At 63.3% G+C, this 24152-nt stretch carries 25 protein-coding genes; 13 read left to right on the forward strand and 12 right to left on the reverse strand.

From position 1 onward, the window contains the following. Positions 1 to 181 precede the first annotated feature (181 nt). From MHK09_RS10785 to MHK09_RS10800, 4 genes are read right to left on the reverse strand one after another with little or no spacing between them, the layout of a single operon-like run. A complete protein-coding gene (locus MHK09_RS10785) occupies positions 182 to 373 on the reverse strand; it encodes a hypothetical protein (RefSeq protein WP_005322618.1) in 192 nt (63 codons plus the stop codon). Between the two features lie 51 nt (positions 374 to 424). Continuing rightward, positions 425 to 1408 (reverse strand): trimeric intracellular cation channel family protein, encoded by a 984-nt coding sequence (locus MHK09_RS10790; protein ID WP_250413540.1) that lies wholly within the window; start codon positions 1406 to 1408, stop codon positions 425 to 427. Continuing rightward, on the reverse strand, positions 1408 to 2325 hold the full coding sequence (locus MHK09_RS10795; RefSeq protein ID WP_250413541.1) for an exodeoxyribonuclease III: 918 nt from the start codon (positions 2323 to 2325) through the stop codon (positions 1408 to 1410). Before MHK09_RS10795 ends, MHK09_RS10790 begins: the two co-directional genes overlap by 1 nt. 21 nt (positions 2326 to 2346) lie before the next feature. Further along, positions 2347 to 3600, reverse strand: coding sequence for an MFS transporter (locus tag MHK09_RS10800; protein ID WP_250413542.1), 1254 nt, complete (start codon positions 3598 to 3600; stop codon positions 2347 to 2349). Positions 3601 to 3816: 216 nt separating this feature from the next. On the opposite strand from MHK09_RS10800, the gene MHK09_RS10805 reads away from it, so the two are divergent. Continuing rightward, a complete protein-coding gene (locus MHK09_RS10805; protein WP_250413543.1) occupies positions 3817 to 6030 on the forward strand; it encodes an NADP-dependent isocitrate dehydrogenase in 2214 nt (737 codons plus the stop codon). Positions 6031 to 6097: 67 nt separating this feature from the next. On the opposite strand, the gene pdxT is transcribed toward MHK09_RS10805, so the two are convergent. Together pdxT and pdxS are read right to left on the reverse strand one after the other, a co-directional pair. Next, positions 6098 to 6688, reverse strand: coding sequence for a pyridoxal 5'-phosphate synthase glutaminase subunit PdxT (pdxT, locus tag MHK09_RS10810; protein ID WP_250413544.1), 591 nt, complete (start codon positions 6686 to 6688; stop codon positions 6098 to 6100). Beyond that, the gene (gene pdxS, locus MHK09_RS10815; RefSeq protein ID WP_250413545.1) at positions 6682 to 7584 is read right to left on the reverse strand and encodes a pyridoxal 5'-phosphate synthase lyase subunit PdxS; all 903 of its coding nucleotides are present in this window, start codon (positions 7582 to 7584) and stop codon (positions 6682 to 6684) included. The genes pdxT and pdxS overlap by 7 nt, the downstream gene beginning before the upstream one ends. Positions 7585 to 7665: 81 nt before the next feature. On the opposite strand from pdxS, the gene pdxR reads away from it, so the two are divergent. The 4 genes from pdxR to metX all read left to right on the forward strand — a co-directional run bounded on the left by pdxR (position 7666) and on the right by metX (position 11773). Continuing rightward, a complete protein-coding gene (pdxR, locus tag MHK09_RS10820) occupies positions 7666 to 8970 on the forward strand; it encodes a MocR-like pyridoxine biosynthesis transcription factor PdxR (protein WP_250413546.1) in 1305 nt (434 codons plus the stop codon). Positions 8971 to 9007: 37 nt separating this feature from the next. Then, positions 9008 to 9169: a hypothetical protein gene (locus tag MHK09_RS10825; protein ID WP_179387425.1), complete on the forward strand. Its 162-nt coding sequence runs from the start codon at positions 9008 to 9010 to the stop codon at positions 9167 to 9169. A gap of 172 nt (positions 9170 to 9341) precedes the next feature. Further along, the gene (locus tag MHK09_RS10830) at positions 9342 to 10658 is read left to right on the forward strand and encodes an O-acetylhomoserine/O-acetylserine sulfhydrylase (RefSeq protein ID WP_250413547.1); all 1317 of its coding nucleotides are present in this window, start codon (positions 9342 to 9344) and stop codon (positions 10656 to 10658) included. After that, the gene (gene metX / locus MHK09_RS10835) at positions 10655 to 11773 is read left to right on the forward strand and encodes a homoserine O-acetyltransferase MetX (RefSeq protein WP_250413548.1); all 1119 of its coding nucleotides are present in this window, start codon (positions 10655 to 10657) and stop codon (positions 11771 to 11773) included. The genes MHK09_RS10830 and metX overlap by 4 nt, the downstream gene beginning before the upstream one ends. Positions 11774 to 11886: 113 nt before the next feature. Here metX and MHK09_RS10840 read toward each other — a convergent pair whose 3' ends face one another. From MHK09_RS10840 to MHK09_RS10850, 3 genes are all read right to left on the reverse strand, one after another. Beyond that, positions 11887 to 12867 carry an HNH endonuclease signature motif containing protein gene (locus MHK09_RS10840; protein ID WP_250413549.1) on the reverse strand — a complete coding sequence of 327 codons (981 nt, stop codon included), beginning with the start codon at positions 12865 to 12867 and terminating at the stop codon, positions 11887 to 11889. Positions 12868 to 12993: 126 nt separating this feature from the next. Continuing rightward, on the reverse strand, positions 12994 to 13308 hold the full coding sequence (locus tag MHK09_RS10845; RefSeq protein ID WP_250408787.1) for a DUF3017 domain-containing protein: 315 nt from the start codon (positions 13306 to 13308) through the stop codon (positions 12994 to 12996). Beyond that, positions 13305 to 14153, reverse strand: coding sequence for a bifunctional methylenetetrahydrofolate dehydrogenase/methenyltetrahydrofolate cyclohydrolase (locus tag MHK09_RS10850; RefSeq protein WP_250413550.1), 849 nt, complete (start codon positions 14151 to 14153; stop codon positions 13305 to 13307). The genes MHK09_RS10845 and MHK09_RS10850 overlap by 4 nt, the downstream gene beginning before the upstream one ends. Positions 14154 to 14176: 23 nt before the next feature. Here MHK09_RS10850 and MHK09_RS10855 point away from each other — a divergent pair, with 23 nt between their 5' ends. Continuing rightward, positions 14177 to 14647, forward strand: a complete 471-nt coding sequence (locus MHK09_RS10855; RefSeq protein ID WP_005322648.1) for a tRNA (cytidine(34)-2'-O)-methyltransferase — start codon at positions 14177 to 14179, stop codon at positions 14645 to 14647. Here the strand turns inward: MHK09_RS10855 and MHK09_RS10860 are convergent. Both MHK09_RS10860 and MHK09_RS10865 read right to left on the reverse strand, forming a co-directional pair. Then, on the reverse strand, positions 14631 to 15998 hold the full coding sequence (locus MHK09_RS10860) for a PH domain-containing protein (protein WP_150850690.1): 1368 nt from the start codon (positions 15996 to 15998) through the stop codon (positions 14631 to 14633). The genes MHK09_RS10855 and MHK09_RS10860 overlap by 17 nt on opposite strands. Continuing rightward, positions 15995 to 16456 (reverse strand): PH domain-containing protein, encoded by a 462-nt coding sequence (locus MHK09_RS10865; protein WP_005326799.1) that lies wholly within the window; start codon positions 16454 to 16456, stop codon positions 15995 to 15997. The genes MHK09_RS10860 and MHK09_RS10865 overlap by 4 nt, the downstream gene beginning before the upstream one ends. A 111-nt stretch (positions 16457 to 16567) precedes the next feature. Between MHK09_RS10865 and MHK09_RS10870 the strand changes: the two genes are divergently transcribed. From MHK09_RS10870 to MHK09_RS10885, 4 genes are read left to right on the forward strand one after another with little or no spacing between them, the layout of a single operon-like run. Then, positions 16568 to 17116 carry a hypothetical protein gene (locus MHK09_RS10870; protein ID WP_218840718.1) on the forward strand — a complete coding sequence of 183 codons (549 nt, stop codon included), beginning with the start codon at positions 16568 to 16570 and terminating at the stop codon, positions 17114 to 17116. Then, complete coding sequence (locus MHK09_RS10875; protein WP_034667872.1) at positions 17109 to 17327, forward strand: helix-turn-helix domain-containing protein; 219 nt, start codon at positions 17109 to 17111, stop codon at positions 17325 to 17327. The genes MHK09_RS10870 and MHK09_RS10875 overlap by 8 nt, the downstream gene beginning before the upstream one ends. 42 nt (positions 17328 to 17369) lie before the next feature. After that, positions 17370 to 17633: a helix-turn-helix transcriptional regulator gene (locus tag MHK09_RS10880; protein WP_005322660.1), complete on the forward strand. Its 264-nt coding sequence runs from the start codon at positions 17370 to 17372 to the stop codon at positions 17631 to 17633. Further along, on the forward strand, positions 17633 to 18130 hold the full coding sequence (locus tag MHK09_RS10885) for a hypothetical protein (protein WP_250411250.1): 498 nt from the start codon (positions 17633 to 17635) through the stop codon (positions 18128 to 18130). Before MHK09_RS10880 ends, MHK09_RS10885 begins: the two co-directional genes overlap by 1 nt. On the opposite strand, the gene MHK09_RS10890 is transcribed toward MHK09_RS10885, so the two are convergent. Next, positions 18127 to 21246 carry an error-prone DNA polymerase gene (locus MHK09_RS10890; RefSeq protein WP_250413551.1) on the reverse strand — a complete coding sequence of 1040 codons (3120 nt, stop codon included), beginning with the start codon at positions 21244 to 21246 and terminating at the stop codon, positions 18127 to 18129. The genes MHK09_RS10885 and MHK09_RS10890 overlap by 4 nt on opposite strands. Before the next feature lie 137 nt (positions 21247 to 21383). On the opposite strand from MHK09_RS10890, the gene MHK09_RS10895 reads away from it, so the two are divergent. The 3 genes from MHK09_RS10895 (at position 21384) to MHK09_RS10905 (ending at position 24032) form a co-directional block, all read left to right on the forward strand. Continuing rightward, positions 21384 to 22247: a MetQ/NlpA family ABC transporter substrate-binding protein gene (locus tag MHK09_RS10895; protein WP_179387417.1), complete on the forward strand. Its 864-nt coding sequence runs from the start codon at positions 21384 to 21386 to the stop codon at positions 22245 to 22247. A gap of 70 nt (positions 22248 to 22317) precedes the next feature. After that, positions 22318 to 23355: a methionine ABC transporter ATP-binding protein gene (locus tag MHK09_RS10900; protein WP_250413552.1), complete on the forward strand. Its 1038-nt coding sequence runs from the start codon at positions 22318 to 22320 to the stop codon at positions 23353 to 23355. Beyond that, positions 23352 to 24032 (forward strand): methionine ABC transporter permease, encoded by a 681-nt coding sequence (locus tag MHK09_RS10905; protein ID WP_250413553.1) that lies wholly within the window; start codon positions 23352 to 23354, stop codon positions 24030 to 24032. Before MHK09_RS10900 ends, MHK09_RS10905 begins: the two co-directional genes overlap by 4 nt. Positions 24033 to 24152 lie beyond the last annotated feature (120 nt).

The following is a 24152-nucleotide window of genomic DNA, read 5'->3' on the forward strand; positions in this document are numbered from 1 at the left end:
CATGCAACTCAACCGCCGCCCCCGCAAAACCCTGGGCTTTCAAACACCAGCCGAGAAAATGGCCGCACTGATAAACTCAACCGAAACATAAGACGTGTTTCCACGACCACTAGAATCCGCCCCTGAGCGAAGGATCGAAAAATCCCCTGCCCGATTAGGCAGGGGATGCGGCGCAAGGATGTTAGAGCTTGCGGGAGGTGGGGCTGACTACGTCCATCAGGATGGCCCAACCGGATACCATCAGCGCGCCGCCCACGCCCATGAGCACGATGGGGCCGAGGAAAGCGAAGGACGGACCAACAACGGTCCACCACCAGATGCTCAGGCCGAGGATTACAGCGCCGAGGACGAAAGAAATAATTGCGCGAGCCATGAACTTTCTCCGTTGCAGATTACTGAATTTTTTGACCTGCCCATAATAGCACTACTGCTTGTGTTTGGGTGCCTTGCGCTTGCCGACGTCCCCCTTATTAAAGCTCCACTGCTGCTCCACGTCTACTCCCCGTGCCCCTGGCGAGTGCCGACCGCTCGGCCGCGTAATCGACTGTTGCTTCGGCCGGCGCGCAATGCGGTTGCTCGAAATATCGTCGTAGTCCGCCCCCTCTGCCGCAGTAGAAAAAGCTCGACTCTTGTTCTTAAACGGGCGACCCAATGGCCGGCTTAGTGGTCGGGTTAGCGGGCGCGTGATCGGGCTGGCATAGCGCGTGGCCGCACCCGCCTTGCGCTTGGCCTTGCGGGCGCCATCGCGCACGATGCGCGCGGACAAACGCAAGCGCGGGTCCATCTGCTGTTCGGCGTCGCGGTATTCGAAGACGGGCAGGCCCTTCTTGAAGTAAATCGCAGCCAAGCGGGCGATGAAACACACCGAGGCGGTGATAATCGCGGCCGGTTCCTCAGCCAAGCCGCCGTGGTAGAGCGCCATAAATAGAGCCGCGGCCAATAGCGAGATGGCGGCATAATACTCGCCGGAAAAGACCAACGGGATGCGGTCTGAAAGCAGGTCACGCAGCACGCCGCCAAAGACGCCGGAAATCACTGCAGACACCGAGGCAATAATGAACCCATGTCCCAGGTGGACCGCGATTTGGGTGCCCAGCACAGAAAAGACCGCGAGCCCCAGGGCATCCAAGATCAGGAAGAGGTGGCGGAAGTAGTGCATGAGGAAGGACATGCCTACCGTCACCACGGCCGCCACGATGACGATCACCAAATAAATGGGGTGCTCAACCCAGGTAAAGGGAGGGTCATCGAGGATCATATCGCGCACCGTGCCGCCGCCCAGCGCCGTCATGGAGGCAATCATGGTGACACCGAAAAGATCGAGCTTTTGGCGGCCGGCAGACAAGGCGGCGGTCATGGACTCGGCCGTAATACCAACTACATACAGGACGCTAAATAGTGGCGTCATCAGCGATACTCCACCAATAGTGGGGAATGGTCGGACCAGCGCTGCTCCACGGTAGGAGCCTTATCCACCCAGGTGCGCTGCGCGCGCTCCAGCATCGGGCGGGTGGCCGCCTGGTAATCGATGCGCCACCCGGCGTTGTTATTAAACGCCTGGCCGCGGTAGGTCCACCAGGTATAAGGACCATCTTCTTCTGGGTGCAGGCGGCGGGCGACGTCGAACCACTGCGGATCTGCGGCCGGGGACCACGGCTCGCCGCCGGCGTACTCCACCACGCCCTGCCACTGCCCCAGGTTCTTCTTTTCCTGCGGCTCAGCATCCGGGAACGCGCCAAAGACGTGATCCATGAAGGCGCGTTCTTCCGGCAGGTGGCCGGCCTTCTTTTCGTTGGCCTTATTATTTTTCAGGTCCTGGGCGCGGTGGCAGATATTCCAGTCGCCGCCGATGACCATGTCGGCGGGGCTGCCATCGGAGTTCGTCCGCGCGGCGTTCTCCGCTAGCACCTCCTGGAACTCATCCAAGAAGCGGTACTTTTCATCCAACTTCGGCGAACCGGTATCGCCGGAAGGCAAGTACAAGGAGGCGACGCGAATATCGCGGGTGGTAGCCGCAATCCAGCGGCCGGCGTCGGTAAAGGAGCCGAAGCCCACTTCGACGTCGGCAAGCGGGGTGCGAGACAGGATACCGACGCCGGCGCGGCCCTTTGCGGCGGCGTCGGCAAGCGCCAAGTGCCATCCCGCCTCTAGGGCCGGGGCCAAGGCCTTTTCGGCCTGCTCCGGGGTTGCGCGCACCTCTTGCATGAGCACGATTTCGGCCGGAGTCTCCTCTAGCCAGGCGTTCATTCCGGGGTTATTTTCATTGCGCTGCTTGCACGCAGCGCGGATTCCGTTGACATTAACGCTCGCGATGGTAAGGGTCATGCCAACAGCATATCGGTAAGCCTAGGCGCGGCGAGAAAGGCGCTTTTTATCCCACATCGTCGCAGCCCATACCAGGCAGCCCGCAGCCGCCAGGGCCGCACCGGCCAGGGCCGGTGCAGAGTAGCCCAAGCCGGCACCCACCACGGCGCCGCCAATGGTCGCACCGGCCGCGTTTGCGATGTTCAGCGCGGACTGGTTAAGGGCTGCGGCCAAAGTCTGGGCGTCGCCAGCCACATGCACCAAGCGCAGCTGCAGCGAAGGAACCAAGGTGGAGCCCATAAACGCCACGCAGCCAAAGCACAAAGTGGCGGGAATGGCATGGCTAGAAAGGAAGTAGAAGGCCGTCAGGATAACGATGAGGCAAGCCAAGGCAAAGATAATGCCAAACTCCAGGTTGCGGTCAGCCAGCCAGCCGCCAAAGGCATTGCCGATGGTCATGCCGATGCCATAGGCCATGAGCACCACCCAGATGAGGCTCTGGTCCATGCCGGCGACCTCGGTCATGGTCCACGAAATATAGGTATAGACGGAGAACATGCCGCCAAAGCCGACCACGCCCATGATGACGGTGAACCACACCTGACTGTTTTTGAACGCACCAAATTCGGTGCGGATATCGGTCTGCTTCATCTCCGTCATGTGCGGCATCAGGAAGAACAACGCAATGGCGGTGACGATGCCCAAGGCCACGACGACGAGGTAGGCCGCCTGCCAACCCAGCGCGGAGCCGAGGGCTTGGGCGGCCGGTACACCGATAACCGTGGCGATGGCCAAGCCCATGCCTACATAAGCCATGGCCTTGCCGCGGCCGCCTGGGGGCGCCATGGAGGCGGCAGAAAGGTTAGCCACGGAGAAATAGGCGCCGTGGGGCATGCCCGCGATGAAGCGCGCGATCATGAGGATGGCGTAATTCGGCGCGAGCACCGAGAGGAGGTTGCCCACCACGAGGAAGCCGATGAGCAGCAAGATGAGCCGGCGGCGCGGCAGCTTGCCGGTAAAGGCCGCAATCAGCGGGGCACCGACCACCACGCCCATGGCATAGATGGTGATGAGTGTGGAGGCGTTTTCTTCCGAAACGCCAAAATCATCTGCAATAAGCGGCAGCAGGCCCATGGACACAAACTCCGTCGTGCCGATGGCAAACGCGCCCAGGGCCATGGCCACCATGACGATGGCGCGGCGGCGGGCGGTAATCTCCGTTTGCAACGGCAGCGGGCGGCGGCGAACGCGGTGTTCGTGTGCGCTGCGCGGGCTTAGCTCATCGATGATTTTCATGGAGAGTGAGGGTACACCCCGTCTGTGCCTGCAGCATGCCCGCAGCGGGGGCTCGTGAATATCTCCACCCCTCCCGCGCATGGGTGACAGCGGCCACGCAACCCTTTTCAAGGGGCGGCAAATGGGGGATCACTTTCAGCAAACTGGCCCACATGCCGCCCACAAAATCGGTAATCTGGGCACTTGAACAATTTTCCAACGTTAATTAGGAGAATCATGGCAAAGATTACGTGGACCCGTACCGATGAGGCGCCGCTGCTGGCGACCTACTCCCTCAAGCCCATCGTGGAGGCCTTCGCTTCCACCGCTGGCATCGACGTGGAAACCCGCGATATCTCGCTGGCCGCCCGCATCGCCGCGCAGTTCCCGGAGCGCCTGACCGAGGAGCAGAAGGTCGAAGACGCCTTGGCCGAGCTGGGCAAGATGGCTAAGACCCCGGAAGCAAATATCATCAAGCTGCCGAATATTTCTGCTTCCCTGGTGCAGCTGAAGAAGGCCATCGCCGAGCTGCAGGCCGCAGGTTACGATCTGCCTGATTACCCAGATAATCCTTCCACCGAGGAAGAAAAGGACATCGCCGCCCGCTATGACTCCGTCAAGGGCTCCGCTGTTAACCCGGTGCTGCGCGAGGGCAACTCCGACCGCCGCGCCCCGGAGGCCGTGAAGAACTTTGTAAAGAAGCACCCGCACCGCATGGGCGAGTGGTCCAAGGACTCCAAGACCAACGTTGCCACCATGGCGGACAACGACTTCCGCCACAATGAAAAGTCCGTCATCCTGGAAAACGAGGACACCCTGTCCATCGTCCTCAAGACCGCCGACGGCGAGCAGACCCTGCTGCCGGAGCTGCCGGTTCTCAAGGGTGAGGTCATCGACGGCACCTTCATGTCCGCCAAGGCCCTGGATGAGTTCCTCCTCGCACAGGTCAAGCGCGCTCAGGAAGAGGGCGTGCTCTTCTCCACCCACCTGAAGGCGACCATGATGAAGGTCTCTGACCCCATCCTCTTCGGCCACGTCGTCCGCGCCTTCTTCGCCGATGTTTATGACAAGTACGGCGAGGAGCTGCTGGCTGCCGGCCTCAACGGCGAGAACGGCCTGGGCGCTATCTACGAGGGCCTGAAGAACCTGGACAACGGCGAAGAAATCAAGGCTGCTTTCGACGCCGCGCTTTCCGACGGCCCCGACCTCGCCATGGTCAACTCCCACAAGGGCATCACCAACCTGCACGTGCCTTCCGACGTCATTATTGACGCCTCCATGCCTGCCATGATCCGCACCTCCGGCCACATGTGGAATAAGAACGACGAGGAGCAGGACACCCTCGCCGTCATCCCGGATTCCTCCTACGCCGGCGTCTACCAGGCCGTTATCGAGGACTGCAAGGAAAACGGCGCCTTCGACCCGACCACCATGGGCACCGTGCCGAACGTGGGCCTCATGGCGCAGAAGGCCGAGGAGTACGGCTCCCACAACAAGACCTTCAAAATCCCGGCTGCAGGCACCGTTGAGGTTCGCAACTCCCAGGGCGAGGCCCTCATCTCCCACGACGTGGAGGAAGGCGATATCTGGCGCGCCTGCCAGACCAAGGACGCCCCGATCCAGGACTGGGTCAAGCTCGCCGTCAACCGCGCTCGCCTGTCCGGCATGAAGACCATCTTCTGGCTCGACCCAGAGCGCGGCCACGACCGCAATATCAAGTCCCTGGTGGAAAAGTACCTTAAGGACCACGACACCGAGGGCCTGGACATCTCCATCGAGGATCCGGTCACCGCTACCAAGACCTCCATCGAGCGCATCCGCCGCGGCGAAGACACCATCTCCGTGACCGGCAACGTGCTGCGTGACTACAACACGGACCTCTTCCCCATCCTCGAGCTGGGTACCTCCGCCAAGATGCTGTCTGTGGTTCCTCTCATGGCAGGCGGCGGCCTCTTCGAGACCGGTGCCGGCGGCTCCGCCCCGAAGCACGTCCAGCAGGTCGAGGAAGAAAACCACCTGCGCTGGGATTCCCTCGGCGAGTTCCTGGCCCTGGCTGAGTCCTTCCGCCACGAGAAGCAGACCAACGGCAACGAGAAGGCCGGCGTCTTGGCCGCCACCTTGGACAAGGCCACCGAGCGCCTGCTCAATGAGGGCAAGTCCCCGTCCCGCAAGGCTGGCGAAATCGACAACCGCGGTTCCCACTTCTTCCTGGCCACCTTCTGGGCCGAGGAGCTGGCTAACCAGACCGATGATGCCGATCTTGCCGCTGCGTTCAAGGACGTGGCTTCCCAGCTGTCCTCCCAGGCAGACGAGATTGCCCAGGCGCTTGTCGACGCCCAGGGCAACCCCGCCGACCTCGGCGGCTACTACTGGCCGAATGACGAGAAGACCTCTGCCGTCATGCGCCCAGTTGCTCAGTTCAACGAGATCATCGACGGCCTGAAGAAGTAATTCTTCCCAGCAAAAGCCGCCCCGCAGCGATTTTTGATTCGCTGCGGGGCGGTTTTGGTGTGCGTGCCTAGAAGCTGTCGAGCCAGGCGGCGTGCACGCGGGCGTCGCCATTTTCTTCTGGGTGAAAGCTCAGCGCCGTCACGCGGCCTTGGCGCACGCCGACCACCGCGTCGCCGTCCTCGCCCGGCACCGTCGCGATGACTTCGACGCCCTCGCCCACGCGGGTGACCAGCGGCGCGCGAATGAAACTCGCCTCGATGTCGAGTGTTTCCTCGCCAGCCGTCACAGGAACCGTGCGCTCTTCGGAAAAGCGCTGGTTGCCGAAGGCGTTGCGGCGCACGGTGACGTCGATAAGCCCCAGCGTCTGCTGCCCCGGCGCGGGGTTTTCGAGCTCGCGAGCGCAATAGATGAGCCCCGCGCAGGTCGCGAGCACCGGCATTCCTGCGGCCGCGGCGTCGCGCAGCGGCTCGGCCAGCCCAAAACTGCGCGCCAGCTTATCGATGACGCTCGACTCGCCACCCGGAATCACCAGCCCATCGAGCCCGTTCAGGTCGCGCGGCACCCGCACCCGGCGAGTCGTCACACCGAGCTCGTCCAGAATGCGCAGGTGCTCCTCGACGCCGCCCTGCAGCGCCAGCACCCCGACGGTGGCTACCATCCGCGCTCGGCCAGGCGGTGCGGTGCAGGCACGTCGTTGACGTTGATGCCCACCATGGCCTCGCCCAGGCCGCGGGAAAGCTTGGCGAGCTCAGCGGGGTCGTCGTAAAGCGTGGCAGCCTTCACGATGGCCTCCGCGCGTGCCGACGGGTTGCCGGACTTGAAGATGCCGGAGCCGACGAAGACGCCTTCGGCGCCCATCTGGCGGACAAGGGCGGCGTCGGCAGGCGTGGCCACGCCACCGGCAACGAAGAGCACAACCGGGAGCTTGCCGGTCTCCGCAACCTCTGCAACCAGGTCATACGGCGCCTGCAGTTCCTTGGCCGCGACGTAGAGCTCGTCTCGGTCCAGGTGGCGCAGTCGGGCAATCTCGGCCTTAATGGTGCGCAGGTGCTTCACGGCCTCGGAGACGTCGCCGGTGCCGGCCTCGCCCTTGGATCGAATCATGGCCGCGCCTTCGGTGATGCGGCGCAGCGCCTCGCCCAGGTTGGTCGCACCACACACGAACGGCACGTCGAAGTCCCACTTATTGATGTGGTTGACGTAATCGGCCGGGCTGAGCACCTCGGACTCGTCGATGAAGTCCACGCCCAGCTCGCCCAGGATCTGCGCCTCTACAAAGTGGCCGATGCGGGCCTTAGCCATGACCGGGATGTCCACGGCCTCGACGATGCCCTCGATAAGCTCTGGGTCAGACATGCGGGCCACGCCGCCCTGCGCGCGGATATCGGCCGGCACGCGCTCCAGCGCCATCACGGCCGACGCGCCCGCGTCCTCCGCAATGCGCGCCTGCTCCGGGGTCACGACGTCCATGATGACGCCGCCCTTCAACATATCGGCTAGTCCTCGCTTCACGCGCGTGGTAGCGCGTCCTTGTTCATTTACCTGTTCAGTCATAGGTGCCATAGTGACCCACACAAGTGGTACAAGACAAGAGCCATTTTCAGCGTGTTGGATTAGACCACTTATGATGGGCCCGTGCCCCTTCGCCTCGATCCCTCTGATACGCGGCCACTGCCCGTGCAAATCGCCGCCGCCCTACGCGTCCAGGTCGCTGCCGGCGTCCTCCTGCCCGGCGAGCGCGTTCCTTCGACCCGCCACTTGGCTTCGCAGCTCGGCATTTCCCGAGGCAGCGTGGTCACCGCCTACGACCAACTCACGGCCGAGGGCTACCTCACCGCCGAGGTTGGCTCCGGCACCGTCATAAACCCGCTGCTTCCCCACGCGCGTGCCCCACGGCCGGAGCCAGCCCCCGCACCGGCCGCCGAGCCCGAACTGGTGTCACTGACCCCCGGCCTGCCCGACACCGCCGGCATCCTCACCCCTGAATGGAGGGCCGCCTGGCGTGCAGCGGCCGTCGACCCTTCCGGCGATCTGCCCCGCGAGGTCGCCGCCCACCTGCGCCACATGCGCGGGCTCACCGTGGACCCGGCCTGCGTACTCATCACCGCCGGTGCCCGCGACGGCCTCTCCGTGCTCCTGCGCGCCCTCGGCCGCCAGCTGCGCGTAGGCGTGGAATCCCCCGGCTACCCCAGCCTGCGCCGCGTGCCCCACGCCCTCGGCCATACCTTGGTGGAAATCCCCACCGGCCCCAAAGGCGTCACCGTCCCCACGGCTCCTCTCGACGCCCTCATCGTCACCCCTAGCCACCAATACCCCTACGGCGGCTCGCTGCCCGCAGCCCGGCGCGCCGAACTCGTCGAATGGGCCCGCACACACGACGCCCTGCTTATCGAGGATGACTTCGACTCCGAACTGCGCTACGTCGGCCAGCCGCTGCCCGCCCTGGCCGCACTCGCCCCGGAACACACCGTGCTGCTGGGTACCTTCTCCTCGGTCATCTCCCCCTCGATTGCCTGCGGCTACCTCGTCGTTCCACCGCGCCTGCGCCCGGCCGTGGACCACGTGCGCGAGGTCTTCGGCCAACCCGTCGGCTCTATTCCACAGGCCGCACTCGCCCACTACCTCGCCAGCGGCGCTTTACGACGCCACACCGGCCGCATGCGCCGCACCTACAAACGCCGCCGCAACCTCGTAGCCGAAACGCTTGGCACCATCGATGGTGCGCAACTCCTCCCCATCCACGGTGGCCTCCACGCGGTCCTTCTGTGCGATCCCGCCGTTGCTCCTCGCGCCGCCGCCCGCGGCATCAAGCTCACCCCGCTGCGCGATTATTGGGGAGGCGCCGACGCCGAAGACGGCGTCGTCCTCGGCTTCGGCCACCTTAGCGACACCGAACTGCGCACGAGCCTCACCGCGGTCGCGGCCGCATTACAGGAGTGATACCGTAACCCCAAAGACCATAAAAGAAAGGTGATAAATGTCCCTCGGCCCGCTTGAATTTCTACTCATACTCATTCCGTTCCTCATCCTCGCCGGAATCATCGCCATCGTGGTCAAGCTCGTGCGCAATAGCAACGAAACTCGCGCAAACACCCGCCGCATTGCCAATCAGCTCGAGGAACAAAATCACCACCCGTAGAAACTCTTAGCCACGAGGCCACGTGCGCTGCCGCGAAAGCCCCGCCGTGCGCCTTCCGACGCCCACATAAAACTCGAGACTGACCGCTTGGTCTATTTTTATTCTCGTTTCTGCCAGCGGGTTTTCCAAAACCCGTTCGCAAGACATACCGCTTGGTCTAGTCTTGCCAAGCATGACGACGAAATACGATAACTCCAACTCCAACTGGTCCTTCGCTACCCGCTCCGTACACACGGGCCAAAACCTCGACGGGCACCACAACGCCCGCAACGTGCCGATTTACCAGACCACTTCCTACGTCTTTAACGACGCCGAGCACGCGGCCAACCGCTTCAATCTTTCCGACGCCGGCCCCATCTACACCCGCCTGACCAACCCCACCCAGGACGCGCTGGAAGAGCGCCTCGCCGCCCTCGAGGGCGGCGTCGCGGCCGTCGCCTTCGCTTCGGGCCAAGCCGCCGAGACCGCGGCCATTTTGAACCTCGCCTCGGCCGGCGACCACATCGTGACCTCCCCGCGCCTCTACGGCGGCACCTCCACCCTCTTTACCGTCACACTCAAGCGCCTAGGCATCGACGTCACCCTCGTCGAGGACCCGGATGACCCGCAATCCTGGCAGGACGCCGTCCAGCCTAATACCAAGGCCTTCTACGGCGAGACCTTCGGCAACCCCGTGGCCGATGTCCTCGATATCCCGGCCATCGCCGAGGTCGCCCACAATAACCAGGTTCCGCTCATCGTGGACAACACCATCGCCACCGCCGCCCTCGCCCGGCCGCTGGACCTCGGCGCGGACATCGTCGTGGTCTCCACCACCAAGTTCTACACCGGCAATGGCTCGGCCATCGGCGGCGCGATTATCGACGGCGGCTCTTTCGACTGGACCGTCACCCGCAACGGCAAGCCCGTCTTCCCCTACTTCGTCACCCCGGATGAGGCCTACCACGGCCTGAAGTACGCCGACCTCGGCGCCCCAGCCTTCGCGCTCAAGGCCCGCGCCGGCCTGCTGCGCGATACCGGCGCCGCCATCTCCCCCTTCAACGCCTGGCTGACGCTGAATGGAATCGAGACGGTGGGGCTGCGCGTCGAAAAGCACAATGCCAACGCCCAGGCCGTTGCCGAGTACCTGGAAGGCCACGCCAAGGTCACCAAGGTCAACTACGCCGGCCTGGATTCCTCGCCGTATAAGGCCACCAAGGAAAAGCTCGGCTACGCCTACACCGGCTCCGTGCTCTCCTTCGACATCGACGGCGGCCGCGAGGAAGCCTGGGCGTTTATCGACGCCCTCAAGCTCCACTCCAACCTCGCTAATATCGGTGACACCCGCTCCCTGGCCGTACACCCAGCAACCACCACGCACTCGCAGTCCGACGAGCCTGCGCTGGCAGCGGCCGGCATCGCCCAGTCCACCATCCGTCTGTCCGTGGGCATAGAGCACATCGATGACATCATCGCGGACCTCGAGCTGGGCTTTAGCGCGCTGGCATGAAGCTAGTTAGCATCGGCGACTTCCACACCGAAGCCGGCGCCACGCTTGCCGACGCCCACATTGCCTACCACCGCTTCGGCCACCTCCGCGGCGATCCCCACGGCCGCAATAACGTCATTGTGGTTGAACACGCCTTGACCGGTGATTCGAATGTGGCCGAGTGGTGGGCCGATCTGGTCGGCCCTGGCAAGGCGCTAGACACGACGAAGTGGTGCGTTATCGCCACCAACGCACTGGGCGGCTGCGGCGGCTCCACCGGCCCCGCCTCCCCGCACCCAGACGACGGCCGTGCCTGGGGCTCGCGCTTCCCCGCGCTGTCCGTGCGTGACCTCGTCTCGGCCGAGCGCACCGCACTCCGCGAGCTCGGCATCACCCACGTCCACGCCATCATTGGCGGTTCGATGGGCGGCGCGCGCACGCTGGAGTGGACGCTGATGCACCCCGAGGCCGTTGATGCGGCCTGCGTCATTGCCGTATCGGCCCGCGCTTCCGCCTGGCAGATAGGCATCCAGTCGGCGCAAATCGCGGCCATTGAGCAGGATTCCTTCTGGCATGGCGGCGATTACTACGCCTCTGCTCAGCGCCCGCGCGAGGGGCTGGTGGCCGCGCGTCGCATTGCACACCTGACGTATCGCGGCGAGCAGGAAATCGACGAGCGCTTCGGTGTCCAGGTCCAGACCGGCGAGGACCCGCTCGGGCCCTACCGCCGCCGCAATGAGCGCTTTGCCGTCAACTCCTACCTCGACTATCAGGGCATCAAGCTGGCCGATCGCTTTGACGCCGGATCCTACGTCACCCTCACCGAGGCGCTCAACCGCCACGATATCGGCCGCGGCCGCGGAGGTCTTAACCGCGCGCTGGGCTCATCGGAGGTGCCAACCATGGTCGTCGGCGTGGATACGGATATCTTGTACCCGTATCACCAGCAAGAACACCTCTCGCGCAACCTCGGCAACCTGCTGGCGATGGCGAAGATTGTCTCCCCTGTAGGCCACGACGCTTTTCTTACCGAGTCACGCCAGATGGATCGCATCTTGCGCAATTTCCTCACGCTTTCCCAACCGGACCCGGGCATCGATTCTGCGGCGGGCGATCCCACCGAGTACTCGATTTAAAGGCTCGCCGCATCTGCGATCGCCAAAGCCGCGCAGCGCGCACTAGCTATAAGCGGTGCGGCACGCTGCGCTGGTCCTATGGCCAGTCGTGGCGAGCAGAGGCGGGACGGGGCTCAGCAGTCTTCGGGCGGTGTGGCCCAGGGCGGGCGCCAGACGATACCTTCACCGGGGCGGCGCTCGAGCCGGCCGCGGCGCGGCGGCGCATTGGGGTCATCATCATTGACCCCGTTGTGATACTTGCAGGCCATGGTGAGATTCTCGGGATTCGTGTCCCCACCGAGCAACCACGGGGTGAGGTGGTGGACCTGGCATTCATCCGCCGGCGTATGGCAGTCGGGCCACGGACACACAGGGTTTTCCGCCATCGCCATCTGGCGTTGCTTCCATGTAGCCCGGCGCCGCGATTGATAGAGGTTTACGGGGCCGGTGGCGGGGTGGATGAGGGTGATAAGGCCGACGTCGGCAAGCGCGCGGCGGGCAAGGTCCGCACCAGAAATCTGTGCGCCATTGGTCAGCTGCAGGGTGACGTCCTCGCCATGGGTAACTTTGACCATCTCATTGAGGGTGAGCACCACATTGGTGGTGATTGTGGAGGCGGCGGCGCCCTGGGAAAAGACGCGGCGGGCATCGGCGACGGTGGAGACATGGTTATTAATCTCTGCCACCAGTTCGGACTCGGCGGTAATGGTCAGCGTCCACAGGTCGTCGCGGCGGCGGGTCAGGCGCACGCCCTCGGAGCGATTGGTGGTGCGCTCCTCGCGCACCAGGCGGCGGGCGCGCTTTTCAATCTCGCTGGTAGCCACACGCAGGGCGCAGAGTTCCTCGCGCAGCGCCCAGGCCGCGCGCTGGGTTTTCATCTTTTGGGCGTAATGCTCGATGATTTTTAGCGCGTCGAGCGGCAGCGTAGTGCGGCGGGCGGTACGCTGTTTGGCGCGAAAGGAGGTGCGGCCGAAGTAGGTATCGGCAAGGCGGGCGAACTCGGCGGCTTCGCGGTCGCTAAAGCCCTTATCGACGAGCTCTTCTACCGACAGCCCAGCACACTCCTCGATGAGCACCATCGGGGAGTTCACGGCTGTCAGGTAGGTCGAAATCATGGCCCTGAGCCTAAGTGGGCCGCGCAACCCGGCGCGCGGTGGCGGGCGCTGGCCTGTGGATAACCGCCGGAACTACACCTTTTAGGGCCGAGATGGGTGATGATTCTACAAAAAGCCTGTGGACAACTAGCTGCCGAGCGAATCCACGGAGAAGGCCAAAAAGGCCATCACGGCGCCGAGTAGGCCAGTAAAGCAGGCATCGAAGCGACGCGAGCGCACGGCCAGCACGCCGACGCGGCTGGAATCGCAGGTAAGGCGGACCACAGTGAGCCACAGCAGGGCGAGACCAAGGAGGAACGTGGCCCGGCGCCAGTACTCGAAGGCCGCGTAGCCGCCAGAGACGACCACGCCCGCCACGAAGATGCCAATGGCCGCCCACTGCGCGGCGGGCGGCAGCGGGGAGGGCGCGAGGCCGGCGTCGTGCGGGTTGTCTAGATTCACGCCAACTTTTCCGCGCGCTCGACGATATTGCGCACCAAGAAGGCGCGGGTCAGCGGGCCGACGCCGCCCGGGTTCGGCGAGACGAATCCGGCCTTGTCCCAGCAGTCTGGGTGGATGTCGCCGGTGAGCTTGCCGTCGACGCGGGAGACTCCGACGTCGAGAAGCGCGGCGCCTTCCTTAATCATGTCCGCAGTGAGCATGTGGGGCTGGCCGGCGGCGGCGATGACGATATCGGCCTCGCGGGTCTCGGCGGCCAGGTCCTTGGTGCCGGTGTGGCAGAGGGTGACGGTGGAGTTCTCGCTGCGGCGGGTAAGCATCAGGCCGATGGGACGGCCCACGGTCACGCCGCGGCCGATGACCACGGTCTTGGCGCCGTCAAGCTCAACGCCGAAGCGGCGCAGCAGGTGCAGGCAGCCGTTCGGGGTGCAAGGCAGTGGCGCGTCCTCGTTGAGCACGAGCTTGCCCAGGTTGACCGGGTGCAGGCCGTCGGCATCCTTGGCGGGGTCGATTCGCTCGAGGATGGCGTTTTCATCTAGGTGCTTCGGCAGCGGGAGCTGGACGATGTAGCCGGTGCAGGCATCATCAGCGTTGAGCTCATCGATAACGGCCTCAAGTTCTTCCTGCGTGATATCGGCCGACAGGTCCTTGCGGATGGAGTTGATGCCGAGCTTTTCACAGTCGCGGTGCTTCATCTTCACATAGGACTGGGAGCCGGGGTCCTCGCCCACGAGGACGGTGGCGAGGCCGGGGGTAATCCCCTTCTCCTTCAGCGCGGCCACGCGCTGGGCAAGGTCGGAAAAAATCTCATCGCGGTACAGTGTGCCATCTAGTTTGGTAGCGCTCATAGCCACCATCCTAGACTGAAGGCATGAGCCAGCTGCACATTGTCTTTGATAACCCGGTCATTCCTACTAATACGGGCAACGCCATCCGCACGGCCGCGGTGACGGGCGCGAGCCTGCACCTAATTGAGCCGCTGGGTTTCAATTTCGACGATAAGCACTTAAAGCGCGCCGGACTGGATTATCACGATCTGGCCGATGTGCAGATCCACAAGGATTTTCAGGCCTGCATGGACGCGCTGCCGGGGGCACGCGTCTTCGCGTTTACCACACATACGGATAAGTGGTTTACGGATATCGAATACCAGGAAGGCGATGTCCTGCTCTTTGGCACGGAGCCGACCGGCCTGCCGGAGGAGCATATTAACCATCCGCGCGTGACGGATCGTGTGCGCATTCCTATGGTGCCGGCTAGGCGCTCGATGAACCTGTCGAATTCGGCGTCGACGGCCGTATTCGAGGCTTGGCGCCAGCTGGGCTTTAACGGGGCGGTTTAAAATCCGGCAGTTGGCGGGAGCGTAGCTGGGTAAGGAGTGCGGTGGCGTCGGCAAGCGTGAGGTTGCGCGCATCCATGCGCACCGGGCCTTGGACTAGGTCGAGGCCGACGGTGGCTAGGCCGAGCGCCTGGGAAATCGGCCCGCGGCGATAGGTCAGCTCCTGGATATGGGAGGTGTGGATGGCCTTGACGCGGCGGTTGAGCCGGCCGTTGCGCACTATGACGTAGTCGCCGGTGAGCGCGACGGTTTGTTGGCGGTAGTCCAGCGGGGAGACCCACTTGGCGCGGGCTGGCGAGGCGTAGGTGGGTGCGGCGTCGGCCGGCAGGAATTGCCGGGCTTGGGCGAGGGTGCCCACCGGAAGGATGCGAGTGGAGCCAGAAGCCTTGCCGCTTGCCGACGCCCCATACCCCGCCACCGAAACCCTCACCTCGTACCAGCCCAAGGGCCGCCAGAGGAAGGGCTGGGTTATCTGCACGGCGTGGATGCGGTCGAGGCGAATGCTTTGGCGGCGGCGATCGGCCAGGCCGTAGGTGATATTGAGCACCTCGCCGTCGGTGCGGGCGGTATAGCGCCAGGAAGAATCGAGCACGTTCCACACATTCGGGATAAGACCGACGAGAATGGGCAGCGCGGTCGAGAGCGGCAACCGCGTAACCACCACAAGGATGAGGAAGCCGACGAGGAAAAGCGTGGACGTACGCAACGCGGCCGCAATCAGGGAGCGGGCGATGGGGATTTCAGGCACGAGGGCCGGTTCTTCGGCCGTCGCGGCGGGTGTGTGGGCGCTGGTCGCGTCGGCGGCGGTTGCGTCGATGTCAGTGTCGGTGGCGGCTGGTGTGGGTGCGCCATGGACGCGGGCGAGGATGTCATCGCGTAGGGCCTCGGCGTCGGACTTTTTTAGGTAGGCGATTTCGATGACGGATGACTGGCCGCCGGCTGTTTCCACGCGCACGGCCGCGAGGCGAAAGAGTCGGGCGATGACGGGCTCGACGACGTCAACGGCCTGCGTGCGGTCATAGCGTGCGGTGCGCAGCTGGACAGACAATAGGCCGCGGCGCAAAGAAAGCTCTTCTGCGCCGAGCCGATAGCCCATGCGGCGCCACCATAGGCCGGAGACGAGCCACACCACCGCGCAGACCGCGATGAAACCGGCGAGGGCGAGGGCGGTATCACGCAAGGCCTCGCCGCGGTGTTCGCCGGTGATGAAGGCGAAGATATCGCGCAGGGCCGCCATGTTGACGTTGAGGGCGAAGGCCGCGATAAGCGCCAGGATTACCGACCACAGGCGCAGCAGCGGGGTGAGCCGGTGGACGTGTTGATACTGCGGTGTGGTGCTGGACTGATCACTCATAGTCCGCTCATCCGTTCGCGGGCTTGGTGGGCAAGGCGGGTGCGGAGGGCGTCGGCAAGCGGGGCTTCTAGGCCCTTAATGGTGGCGTCCGTGCTGGCCGAGGCCGTATGGAGCTGCAACTTTTTCAACCCGAGCGCGCGGTCGATAGGCCCGGAGGTCACGTCGACGAATTGGATGCGGCCATAGGGCACCACGGTGAAGGAATGCCAGAGCTTGCCGCGGGTGATAAGTAGCTCATCGTCGGTTTCGAGCCAGCCCATGTTGCGCACTTGGGCCGGGATGAGCCAGAGCAGCCAGAAGAAAAGGGCGACGAAAATTCCGGCCGCCCAATAAAACCACGGGGTCCACCAGAAGCCTGCAGCAGCGGCGGCCGCGGCAAGCAGAAACATCCAGCTCAGGTGGTGGATATAGCGCGAGGTAACCAGGCGCGGCGAGACGGGATTCATTTCTTCGCTCATAGTTATTGACAGTATCAATCGGGTCCAGCTCTTGCGTCACTTATCGCTAATCGATATTATCGAATTACGACAACATCGAAAGTCGATAAGTTATCGACGGAAAGGATTGTCATGACCACCCCACAACCCGCCCCCAAGGCCGAGCGCCGCGAAATTAATGCGGCAGCCGGTCTCGCCCTCCTCACCATCATCATCCTCGGCCCCACCTACCTGCGCGACCTTGCCACCGGCCGCTTTTCCACCGCACTGAGCGCAGCCATCCCAGAAGGCCTAAGCAAACACAACCTCGACGGCGGACCATTCTGGATACTCACTGCGGCGCTCGTTACCAAAATCGCGGCAATCTTAATCATCGCGTTCTTTGCCTACCGTCTGGTCAGGCCAATGCTTCGCGGGCAGGTTTTTAATACGAAAAATATCCGCCTCCTGAACGGAATGACCGCCGGCATCCTCGTCTGGTTTATCGGACGGTTCGCACTCGAAGGCCTGGGCAATAACTGGGCCTCCTCACAGCTTGGAATCGACTGGTGGGCCAGCCAGGACGGAACATCCCTTGGCGAGCTCGCCCTGCCCTACCTCTTCGTCTGCACCTTGCAGCTCTTCTCGGCCGCCATCAAGCGCGGCTGCAAGCTGGAAGAGGAGGTCGAAGGCCTTGTCTGAAACACAAGAACCCCAGGTGGTTTGCCACCTCGACCGCATCATGGAAGAGCGCGGCGTTACCGGCGCGGGGCTCGCTAGAGAAGTAGGAATCACCCCAGTTAACCTCTCCGTCCTAAAGAATAATCGCGCCAAGGCCGTACGCTTTAGCACCCTGGCAGCACTGTGCACGGCATTGGATTGTCAGCCGGGGGATATCTTCGGCGTCGAGTAACAACCCTTGCCAGGGTGTTGGGTTTATGCAATACTTTGACTCATGTCCCCAAAGAAGAAGCCCTCCGCACCCATTTATAACCGGGTACGCGTGCTGCGCGCCGAGCGGGACATGTCGCGCGCGCAGCTGGCTGAGGCCATCGACGTCAATCCCCAGACCGTCGGAGCCCTCGAGCGCGGGGACCACTCCCCCAGCCTGGACCTAGCCTTTCGCGTCTGCGAAGTCTTTGACCTTCCGGTGGAGGCTATCTTTTCCCGCCAGGAATTTGCCCCTATGTCCACTGAAATCTATAGGAAGAATTCCTAATGGCTACCACAATTCCCGCCTCTGTTTCCCGCCGCAAGCGCTTGATCCTAGCCGGCGACATTTTTCTCGGCCTGGCCATCGTGGCGGCGGCCCTGCACTTCTTCGCGCTTGGCTTGTCTAATCTGCTGTGGCCGATAGCTGGCATTGCGGCGACCATGTGCACCACGTGGCTGCGCCAGTCCATTCGGCACCTCGACGTTCCCACTACGGAAATGGATGAGTACGAGCTGCGCCTGCATACCGACGCCCGCGACAAAGGCCTGAAAACCGCATTGGCCACGGCCATAGTGCTCTTCCTCGTCGCCGGCGCCACCGCTTTTGGGCTGCGCTTCTTCGGCGCGGAGCACGTTGCGGTGGAGCAGGCGACCTCGGGGGCCAATATCGCCATCTTCTTTGCCAAGCTCATCTATATCCAGCTGCTGTGGATTCCGTTTGCGGTAGCCAAGGAATTGGCCAATAAGCTCAACGCGGACGAGCTGCGCGGCGGCGGCAACTAGCGGAAGTCGCGGGAGCCGCGGGAGAGGAATTCACCAAAGTCCAACGGCTCGAGCTTATCCGCGACCACGCTGACCGCGCCGGTGGCATTTTGCACGATGCCGCGGATGATCATTGCCCGGGCGGTGCGGGCCAGAACTTTATGCCGCGACCACAATCCGGGTGAGACCATCACGTTCATCAAACCGGTTTCATCCTCGACGCCCAAAAAGGTCAGGCCAGAAGCAGTACGTGGGCGCTGGCGGTGAGTAATAATGCCCGCGATGCGCACGCGGGTGCCATCGGGGATATGGGGAAGCTGGGAGGCAGGGAGGACGTCGGCAAGCGAGGCACGCACCAGCTCCATCGGCTGCTGATTATGGGTCACGCCAGTAGCGGCAACGTCGGTAGCCATGAGCTCAAACGCAGACATACCGGGCAGGTGCGGCGAAGCCAGGGCGGAGGTACCAGGCAACATGCCCTCGCGCTCGGTGGCGGCGACGCCAGCCTGCCACAGCGCTTGGCGACGATCCAGCCCCAGACACTCCAACGCCCCGGCCGTAGCCAGCGCCTCCACCTGCTCCACGCTGAGATCCGCCCGGCGCGAAAGATCGGACACGCTAGCAAAAGGCGCGGCCACCTCCACCCGCTCGGCGGCGGACTCCCCTAGCCCCTTGATGAGGTTAAGGCCCAAGCGAATCTCGGCCGAGCCCGTCGCGCGGGCCTGGGCGCCGGAGTCATTAATGCTTACCGGCAGCACCTGCACGCCGTGACGACGGGCGTCTTGGATGAGCGACTGCGGGGAATAGAAACCCATCGGCTGTGCGCGCAGCAATCCCACGCAGAATTCCGCCGGGTAGTGGTACTTAAACCACGCGGAAAAATACACGAGCGAGGCAAAGGACTGCGAGTGCGACTCCGGAAAACCATAGGCGGCGAAGGCCACGATTTTGGCCCACAGCTTTTCTGCCACCTCGCCCTCGATACCGTTGGTCTCGCGCAGGCCGGCAAAGAAGCGGCTGCGCAGCGCGGCCATCTTTTCCGGTGAGCGCTTCGAGCCCATGGCGCGGCGCAGATCATCGGCCTCGGCACCGGAGAAGCCGGCGGCGTCGACCGCGATCTGCATCAACTGCTCCTGAAAAAGCGGGATGCCCAGCGTCTTGCCCAGCGATTTTTCCAGCACCGGATGGTCATAAGCCACCTCCTCAAGGCCATCGCGGCGGCGCAGGTAGGGGTGCACGGACCCGCCCTGGATGGGGCCGGGGCGAATGAGCGCGACCTCGACCACCAAGTCAAAGAAGCGGCGCGGCTTCAGACGCGGCAGCGTGGCTAGCTGCGCACGGGATTCCACCTGGAAGACGCCCACCGCATCGGCGCGGCAGAGCATGTCATAAACTTCCGGCTCGGCAAGGTCGAGCTCCCACAGGTGCACCTCGCGGCCGGTGGTGGCGCGCACGGCATCAATCATGTGGTGCAGCGCCTCCAGCATGCCCAGGCCCAAGAGGTCGAATTTCACCAGGCCGGCGGCCGCGCAATCGTCCTTATCCCACTGCAGCACGGAGCGATTGTTCATACGCGCCCATTCCATGGGCACGACGTCCGCAATGGGCCGATCGCACAGCACCATGCCGCCGGAGTGGATGCCCAGGTGGCGGGGCTGGCCGAGGAATTGCTCGGCTAAAGAGGAGACGTCGGCAGGCGGCTCGGAGGTACCTTTCGACCACGCATCGGCCGAGCCCTGCGGGTAGCCCAACGCGCGGGCGGCATCGCGGGTAGCTCCCTTGCGGCGATAGGTAATGACATTGGCCACCTGCGCGGCGCGATCGCGGCCGTGGGTGCGGTAGACATACTGGATGACTTCCTCGCGGCGGCCGGACTCGATGTCGATATCAATATCGGGCGGGCCATCGCGGTCCGGGGAGAGAAAGCGCTCGAAAAGCAGCTGCGCGGAGATGGGCTCCGCATTGGTAATGCCCAGCGCAAAGCACACCGCGGAGTTGGCGGCCGAGCCGCGGCCTTGGCACAGAATATTCTCGCGGCGGCAAAAATCCACCAGGTCGCACACAATCAGGAAGTAGCCGGGGAAGCCCAGCTGCTTGATGACGCCCAGCTCATGCCGAATCTGTTTCCTTGCCGCCTGCCTAATCTCGGCCGGGCGCGAGGCATAGCGGTCCTTGGCGCGGCGCCAGACCTCATGCTCCAGCCAGCTCATTTCGGTGTACCCCTCCGGCACCGGAAAATGCGGCAGGTTGGGCGCAAGGGCGTCCCAGGTAAAGGAGCACTCGCGGGCGAGCGCCACGGTTTCGGCGATGAGCTCCGGCCGATCCGGCAAGAGTTGCGCCATCTGCTCGCCGGATCGCAGCCAGCCAGCCCCCATGGGGTGGGCGTGCGGCGCGGCGGCCGCAAGGGATTCGCGCCGGGCTAGGGCACGCTTGGCGGCGGCGAGCCGAGCTTGGTCGCGGGTCGCGGCCGCGGGCCGTGCGGTTGCGATGGCCCGCAGGTTATTGTATTTATCGAGGAAACGGTGCTGATCCGCATCCTCGGGGGACATGCTGCACGAATATTCGAGAACTATGCTGTCTATTTTTATTCTTTCGAGCAGGTTATCGATTTCTGCTAGCGCCTCCGGCCCCACCAGAAAGAAGCACTCCCCTTCCAGTTCGCACGCCACCTCATCCAAAGGCGGATAAGCCACGCGATCCTTCTCCCCGGCTTCCATCCGGGCTTGCGCGATAAGACGCGACAGGCGGCGATAGCCCTCCGGGGTGCGCGCCAGCACGGTCACCGGGGCCTCCGCGAGCGATAGCTCCGCGCCATATACGGCCGGAAGGCCTGTTTTAGCAGCGGCTTCGGCGAATTTCATGAGCCCATAAAAGCCATCGCGGTCCACGATGGCCAAGCCCTCAAGCCCCAGTTCCACAGCCCGGGCCACCAGTTCCTCCGGCTTGGCAGCGCCGTCGAGAAAACTATAAGAACTTACCGCGTGCAGCTCCGCAAAGGGGACGGCGGAGTGAACGCGCCGAACAGAATCCGCTGGCCCGCGAAGGTGATTAACCGGTACAGGCGCAACAGATTCGCGGCCGGAGAGAATTCGCTCCACCCGCGACCACGACAGTGCTTTTCCGCCATTAAACTCCACTCCAGACAGCGTAATATCGAATCATTGTTCTAGACAAGCCGGTGGGACGTGATACCCACAATAGACAAAGCGGTTCGCTGATTGCTAAGTTGCTAAACAGACAAATTATTTCAACTCCTACAAGAAGGGGATTCCCCATGCAGATCCGTCGCGTAGTGGCTGCTACCGCCGCCGTAACCATCGCCGCCACCAGCCTGGTGGCATGCTCTTCCGACTCCGACGACTCCAAGACCATCAAAGTCGGCACCACCGATGACGCAAAGAAGGCTTGGGTAGCGTTCGAGCAGGAAGCAAAGAACGCAGGCTATGACATCGATATCCAGCCTTTCGCGGATTACAACACCCCGAACCAGGCTCTGGACCAGGGCGAGCTGGATACCAATAACTTCCAGCACCTGAAGTTCTTGGCGGAGTATAACCACGGCAACGGCACCAACCTGGTGCCTATCGTGGCTACCGAGATCGTGCCGCTAGCACTGTTCTGGAAGGACCACGACTCCCTCGACGGCATCGAGGGCGAAAAAGTCGCCATCCCGAACGACTCCACCAACCAGGCCCGCGCCATCAACGTGCTGGTTCAGGCCGGCCTTCTCACCCTGAAGGACAAGGACAACCTGGAGCCCACCCCGCTGGACATCGATGAGAAGAAGTCCAAGGTCAAGGTCACCCCGGTAGACGCGGCACAGACCACGTCCGCGCACGGCGAGGGCACCCCGGCGATTATCAATAACTCCTTCCTGGAGCGCGCCGGCATCGACCCAGCCACCGCCATCTTCCAGGACGACCCAAACTCTGAAGAGGCAGAGCCGTACATCAACGTCTTCGCCGTCCGCGAGGAAGACGCCGATAACGAGGACATCAAGAAGCTCGCCGAGCTATGGCACAGCGACGCCGTCCAGGAGGGCGTCGACGAAGACTCCGCCGGCACCTCCGTCGAGGTGGAGCGCAGCCAGGAGGATCTGCAGAAGATCCTGGATAAGCTCGAAGCAGATCTGGACTAATCACCCTTGCTTTTACCCCGCCGGAGCCCCCGGCGGGGTTTGGCACTTTCCTAGCTAAGGACGCAAACACGTGGCAGATTCCACCTACCGCGGCACCCGCATTGAGTTCCGCGAGATCACCAAGATCTTTAAGCAGAAAAAGGCGCGAATTAAGGCGCTCGACCATGTCTCTATGACCATCGAGCCTGGCGAAATCGTCGGCATCATTGGTTATTCCGGCGCCGGCAAGTCCACCCTCGTGCGGATGATCAACGGCCTGGACACCCCGTCCTCCGGCGAGCTTCTGCTCGACGAGACCAATATCGTCGGCATGTCCGAGAGGAAACTGCGCGGCATTCGCCGCAATATCGGCATGATCTTCCAGCAGTTCAACCTGATGAACTCGCGCACCGCGGCCGGCAATATTGAATACCCGCTGCAGCTGCAGGGCGTCGGCAAGCAGGAGCGCGCCCAGCGCGTGCAAGAGCTGCTGGACTTCGTCGGCCTGGGAGACAAAGGCAAGAGCTACCCGGAGCAGCTCTCCGGCGGCCAGAAGCAGCGCGTCGGCATTGCCCGTGCGCTGGCCACCAACCCTTCGCTGCTGCTTGCCGACGAAGCCACTTCCGCCCTCGACCCCACCACCACGCAGGAAGTCCTCGACCTACTGCGGCGGGTGAACAAGGAATTCGGCATCACCATCGTGGTCATTACCCACGAGATGGAAGTTGTACGCTCCATCGCCGATAAGGTCGCCGTGATGGAAAACGGCCGCGTAGTGGAACAAGGCAGCGTCTACGAGGTCTTCTCCAACCCGCAGACCTCCGTGGCCGCCAAGTTCGTGGCCACCTCGCTGCGCAACGAACCCGACGTCGTCGAAACCGACGACCTGCTTGCACACGAAGGCCGCCTGTTTACCATCAACCTCACCGAGGAATCTGGCTTCTTCACCGCCGCCGCCCGGCTCAAGGAAGCCGGCGTGTCCATCGCCGTCGTCCACGGCGGTATCACCACGCTGCAGCAGCATTCCTTTGGCAAGCTGACCGTGCGGCTTAGCGGCGATAATAACGCCATCGAAGAGTTCTACCGCACGCTTTCTACCACCACCCAGATTGAGGAGATTGCACGATGACCGTCACCAACCTCGCCCAAGCCAACTGGGACCGCCTCGGCCCCTCGCTCATCGATGCCATCGTCGACACCCTCATCATGGTCTCGACCACCCTCATCGTCTCCGGCATCCTCGGCCTTGGCCTGGGCATGCTGCTCTACACCACCCGCACGGGCGGCATCCTGCAAAACAGGTTTGTCTACGTCATTGTGAACCTGCTGGTGAACTTCGTCCGCCCCATCCCGTTCATCATCTTGCTGGCCTTTGCCCAGCCGTTGACCGTCGCTGTAATGGGCGGTTCCATCGGCCGCGGCCCGGCCACCTTCGTCATGGTGATCGCCGCAACCTTCTCCGTGGCCCGCGTGGTGGAGCAAAACCTCGTGGCCATCGACCCCGGCGTTATCGAGGCCGCCCGCTCCATGGGCGCCTCGCCGTGGAAGATCATCACCTCCGTCATCGTTCCGGAGGCCCTCGGCCCGCTGATTCTGGGCTACACCTTCCTGTTCATCGCCATCGTGGATATGTCCGCCATGGCCGGCTACGTCGGCGGCGGCGGCTTGGGCGACTTTGCCATCGTCTACGGCTACCGCGCCTTCGAGTGGGAAGTCACCGTCGTGGCTACGCTCATCATCATCGTGCTGGTGCAGGCCGCCCAGTTCTTCGGCAACTGGCTTTCTTCCAAGGTCATGCGCCGCTAGCCCATTACGTTGTTGGCAGTTCCGCTTGAAGGAACTCAGGATTCGTACTCCTAGCCCCATGCTGGGGCAGGCTATGTTTATCTGCGTTCCTTCTGCCTTGTTGCAGTGGAACTAGTCGCT

Source organism: Corynebacterium tuberculostearicum (assembly GCF_022347235.1).
Taxonomy (GTDB): Bacteria; Actinomycetota; Actinomycetes; order Mycobacteriales; family Mycobacteriaceae; genus Corynebacterium; species Corynebacterium tuberculostearicum_F.

Excerpts from the sequence above, each read along its gene's own strand:
- MHK09_RS10825 (WP_179387425.1), top strand. The coding sequence starts at position 9,008 with ATGTCCCTCGGCCCGCTTGAATTTCTACTCATACTCATTCCGTTCCTC.
- MHK09_RS10785 (WP_005322618.1), bottom strand. The coding sequence starts at position 373 with ATGGCTCGCGCAATTATTTCTTTCGTCCTCGGCGCTGTAATCCTCGGC.
- MHK09_RS10905 (WP_250413553.1), top strand. The coding sequence starts at position 23,352 with ATGACCGTCACCAACCTCGCCCAAGCCAACTGGGACCGCCTCGGCCCC.
- MHK09_RS10880 (WP_005322660.1), top strand. The coding sequence starts at position 17,370 with ATGTCCCCAAAGAAGAAGCCCTCCGCACCCATTTATAACCGGGTACGC.
- MHK09_RS10870 (WP_218840718.1), top strand. The coding sequence starts at position 16,568 with ATGACCACCCCACAACCCGCCCCCAAGGCCGAGCGCCGCGAAATTAAT.
- pdxS (WP_250413545.1), bottom strand. The coding sequence starts at position 7,584 with ATGACTGAACAGGTAAATGAACAAGGACGCGCTACCACGCGCGTGAAG.
- MHK09_RS10885 (WP_250411250.1), top strand. The coding sequence starts at position 17,633 with ATGGCTACCACAATTCCCGCCTCTGTTTCCCGCCGCAAGCGCTTGATC.
- MHK09_RS10840 (WP_250413549.1), bottom strand. The coding sequence starts at position 12,867 with ATGATTTCGACCTACCTGACAGCCGTGAACTCCCCGATGGTGCTCATC.
- MHK09_RS10850 (WP_250413550.1), bottom strand. The coding sequence starts at position 14,153 with ATGAGCGCTACCAAACTAGATGGCACACTGTACCGCGATGAGATTTTT.
- MHK09_RS10805 (WP_250413543.1), top strand. The coding sequence starts at position 3,817 with ATGGCAAAGATTACGTGGACCCGTACCGATGAGGCGCCGCTGCTGGCG.
- MHK09_RS10855 (WP_005322648.1), top strand. The coding sequence starts at position 14,177 with ATGAGCCAGCTGCACATTGTCTTTGATAACCCGGTCATTCCTACTAAT.
- MHK09_RS10830 (WP_250413547.1), top strand. The coding sequence starts at position 9,342 with ATGACGACGAAATACGATAACTCCAACTCCAACTGGTCCTTCGCTACC.
- pdxT (WP_250413544.1), bottom strand. The coding sequence starts at position 6,688 with ATGGTAGCCACCGTCGGGGTGCTGGCGCTGCAGGGCGGCGTCGAGGAG.
- MHK09_RS10860 (WP_150850690.1), bottom strand. The coding sequence starts at position 15,998 with ATGAGTGATCAGTCCAGCACCACACCGCAGTATCAACACGTCCACCGG.
- MHK09_RS10795 (WP_250413541.1), bottom strand. The coding sequence starts at position 2,325 with ATGACCCTTACCATCGCGAGCGTTAATGTCAACGGAATCCGCGCTGCG.
- MHK09_RS10790 (WP_250413540.1), bottom strand. The coding sequence starts at position 1,408 with ATGACGCCACTATTTAGCGTCCTGTATGTAGTTGGTATTACGGCCGAG.
- MHK09_RS10800 (WP_250413542.1), bottom strand. The coding sequence starts at position 3,600 with ATGAAAATCATCGATGAGCTAAGCCCGCGCAGCGCACACGAACACCGC.
- MHK09_RS10865 (WP_005326799.1), bottom strand. The coding sequence starts at position 16,456 with ATGAGCGAAGAAATGAATCCCGTCTCGCCGCGCCTGGTTACCTCGCGC.
- metX (WP_250413548.1), top strand. The coding sequence starts at position 10,655 with ATGAAGCTAGTTAGCATCGGCGACTTCCACACCGAAGCCGGCGCCACG.
- MHK09_RS10895 (WP_179387417.1), top strand. The coding sequence starts at position 21,384 with ATGCAGATCCGTCGCGTAGTGGCTGCTACCGCCGCCGTAACCATCGCC.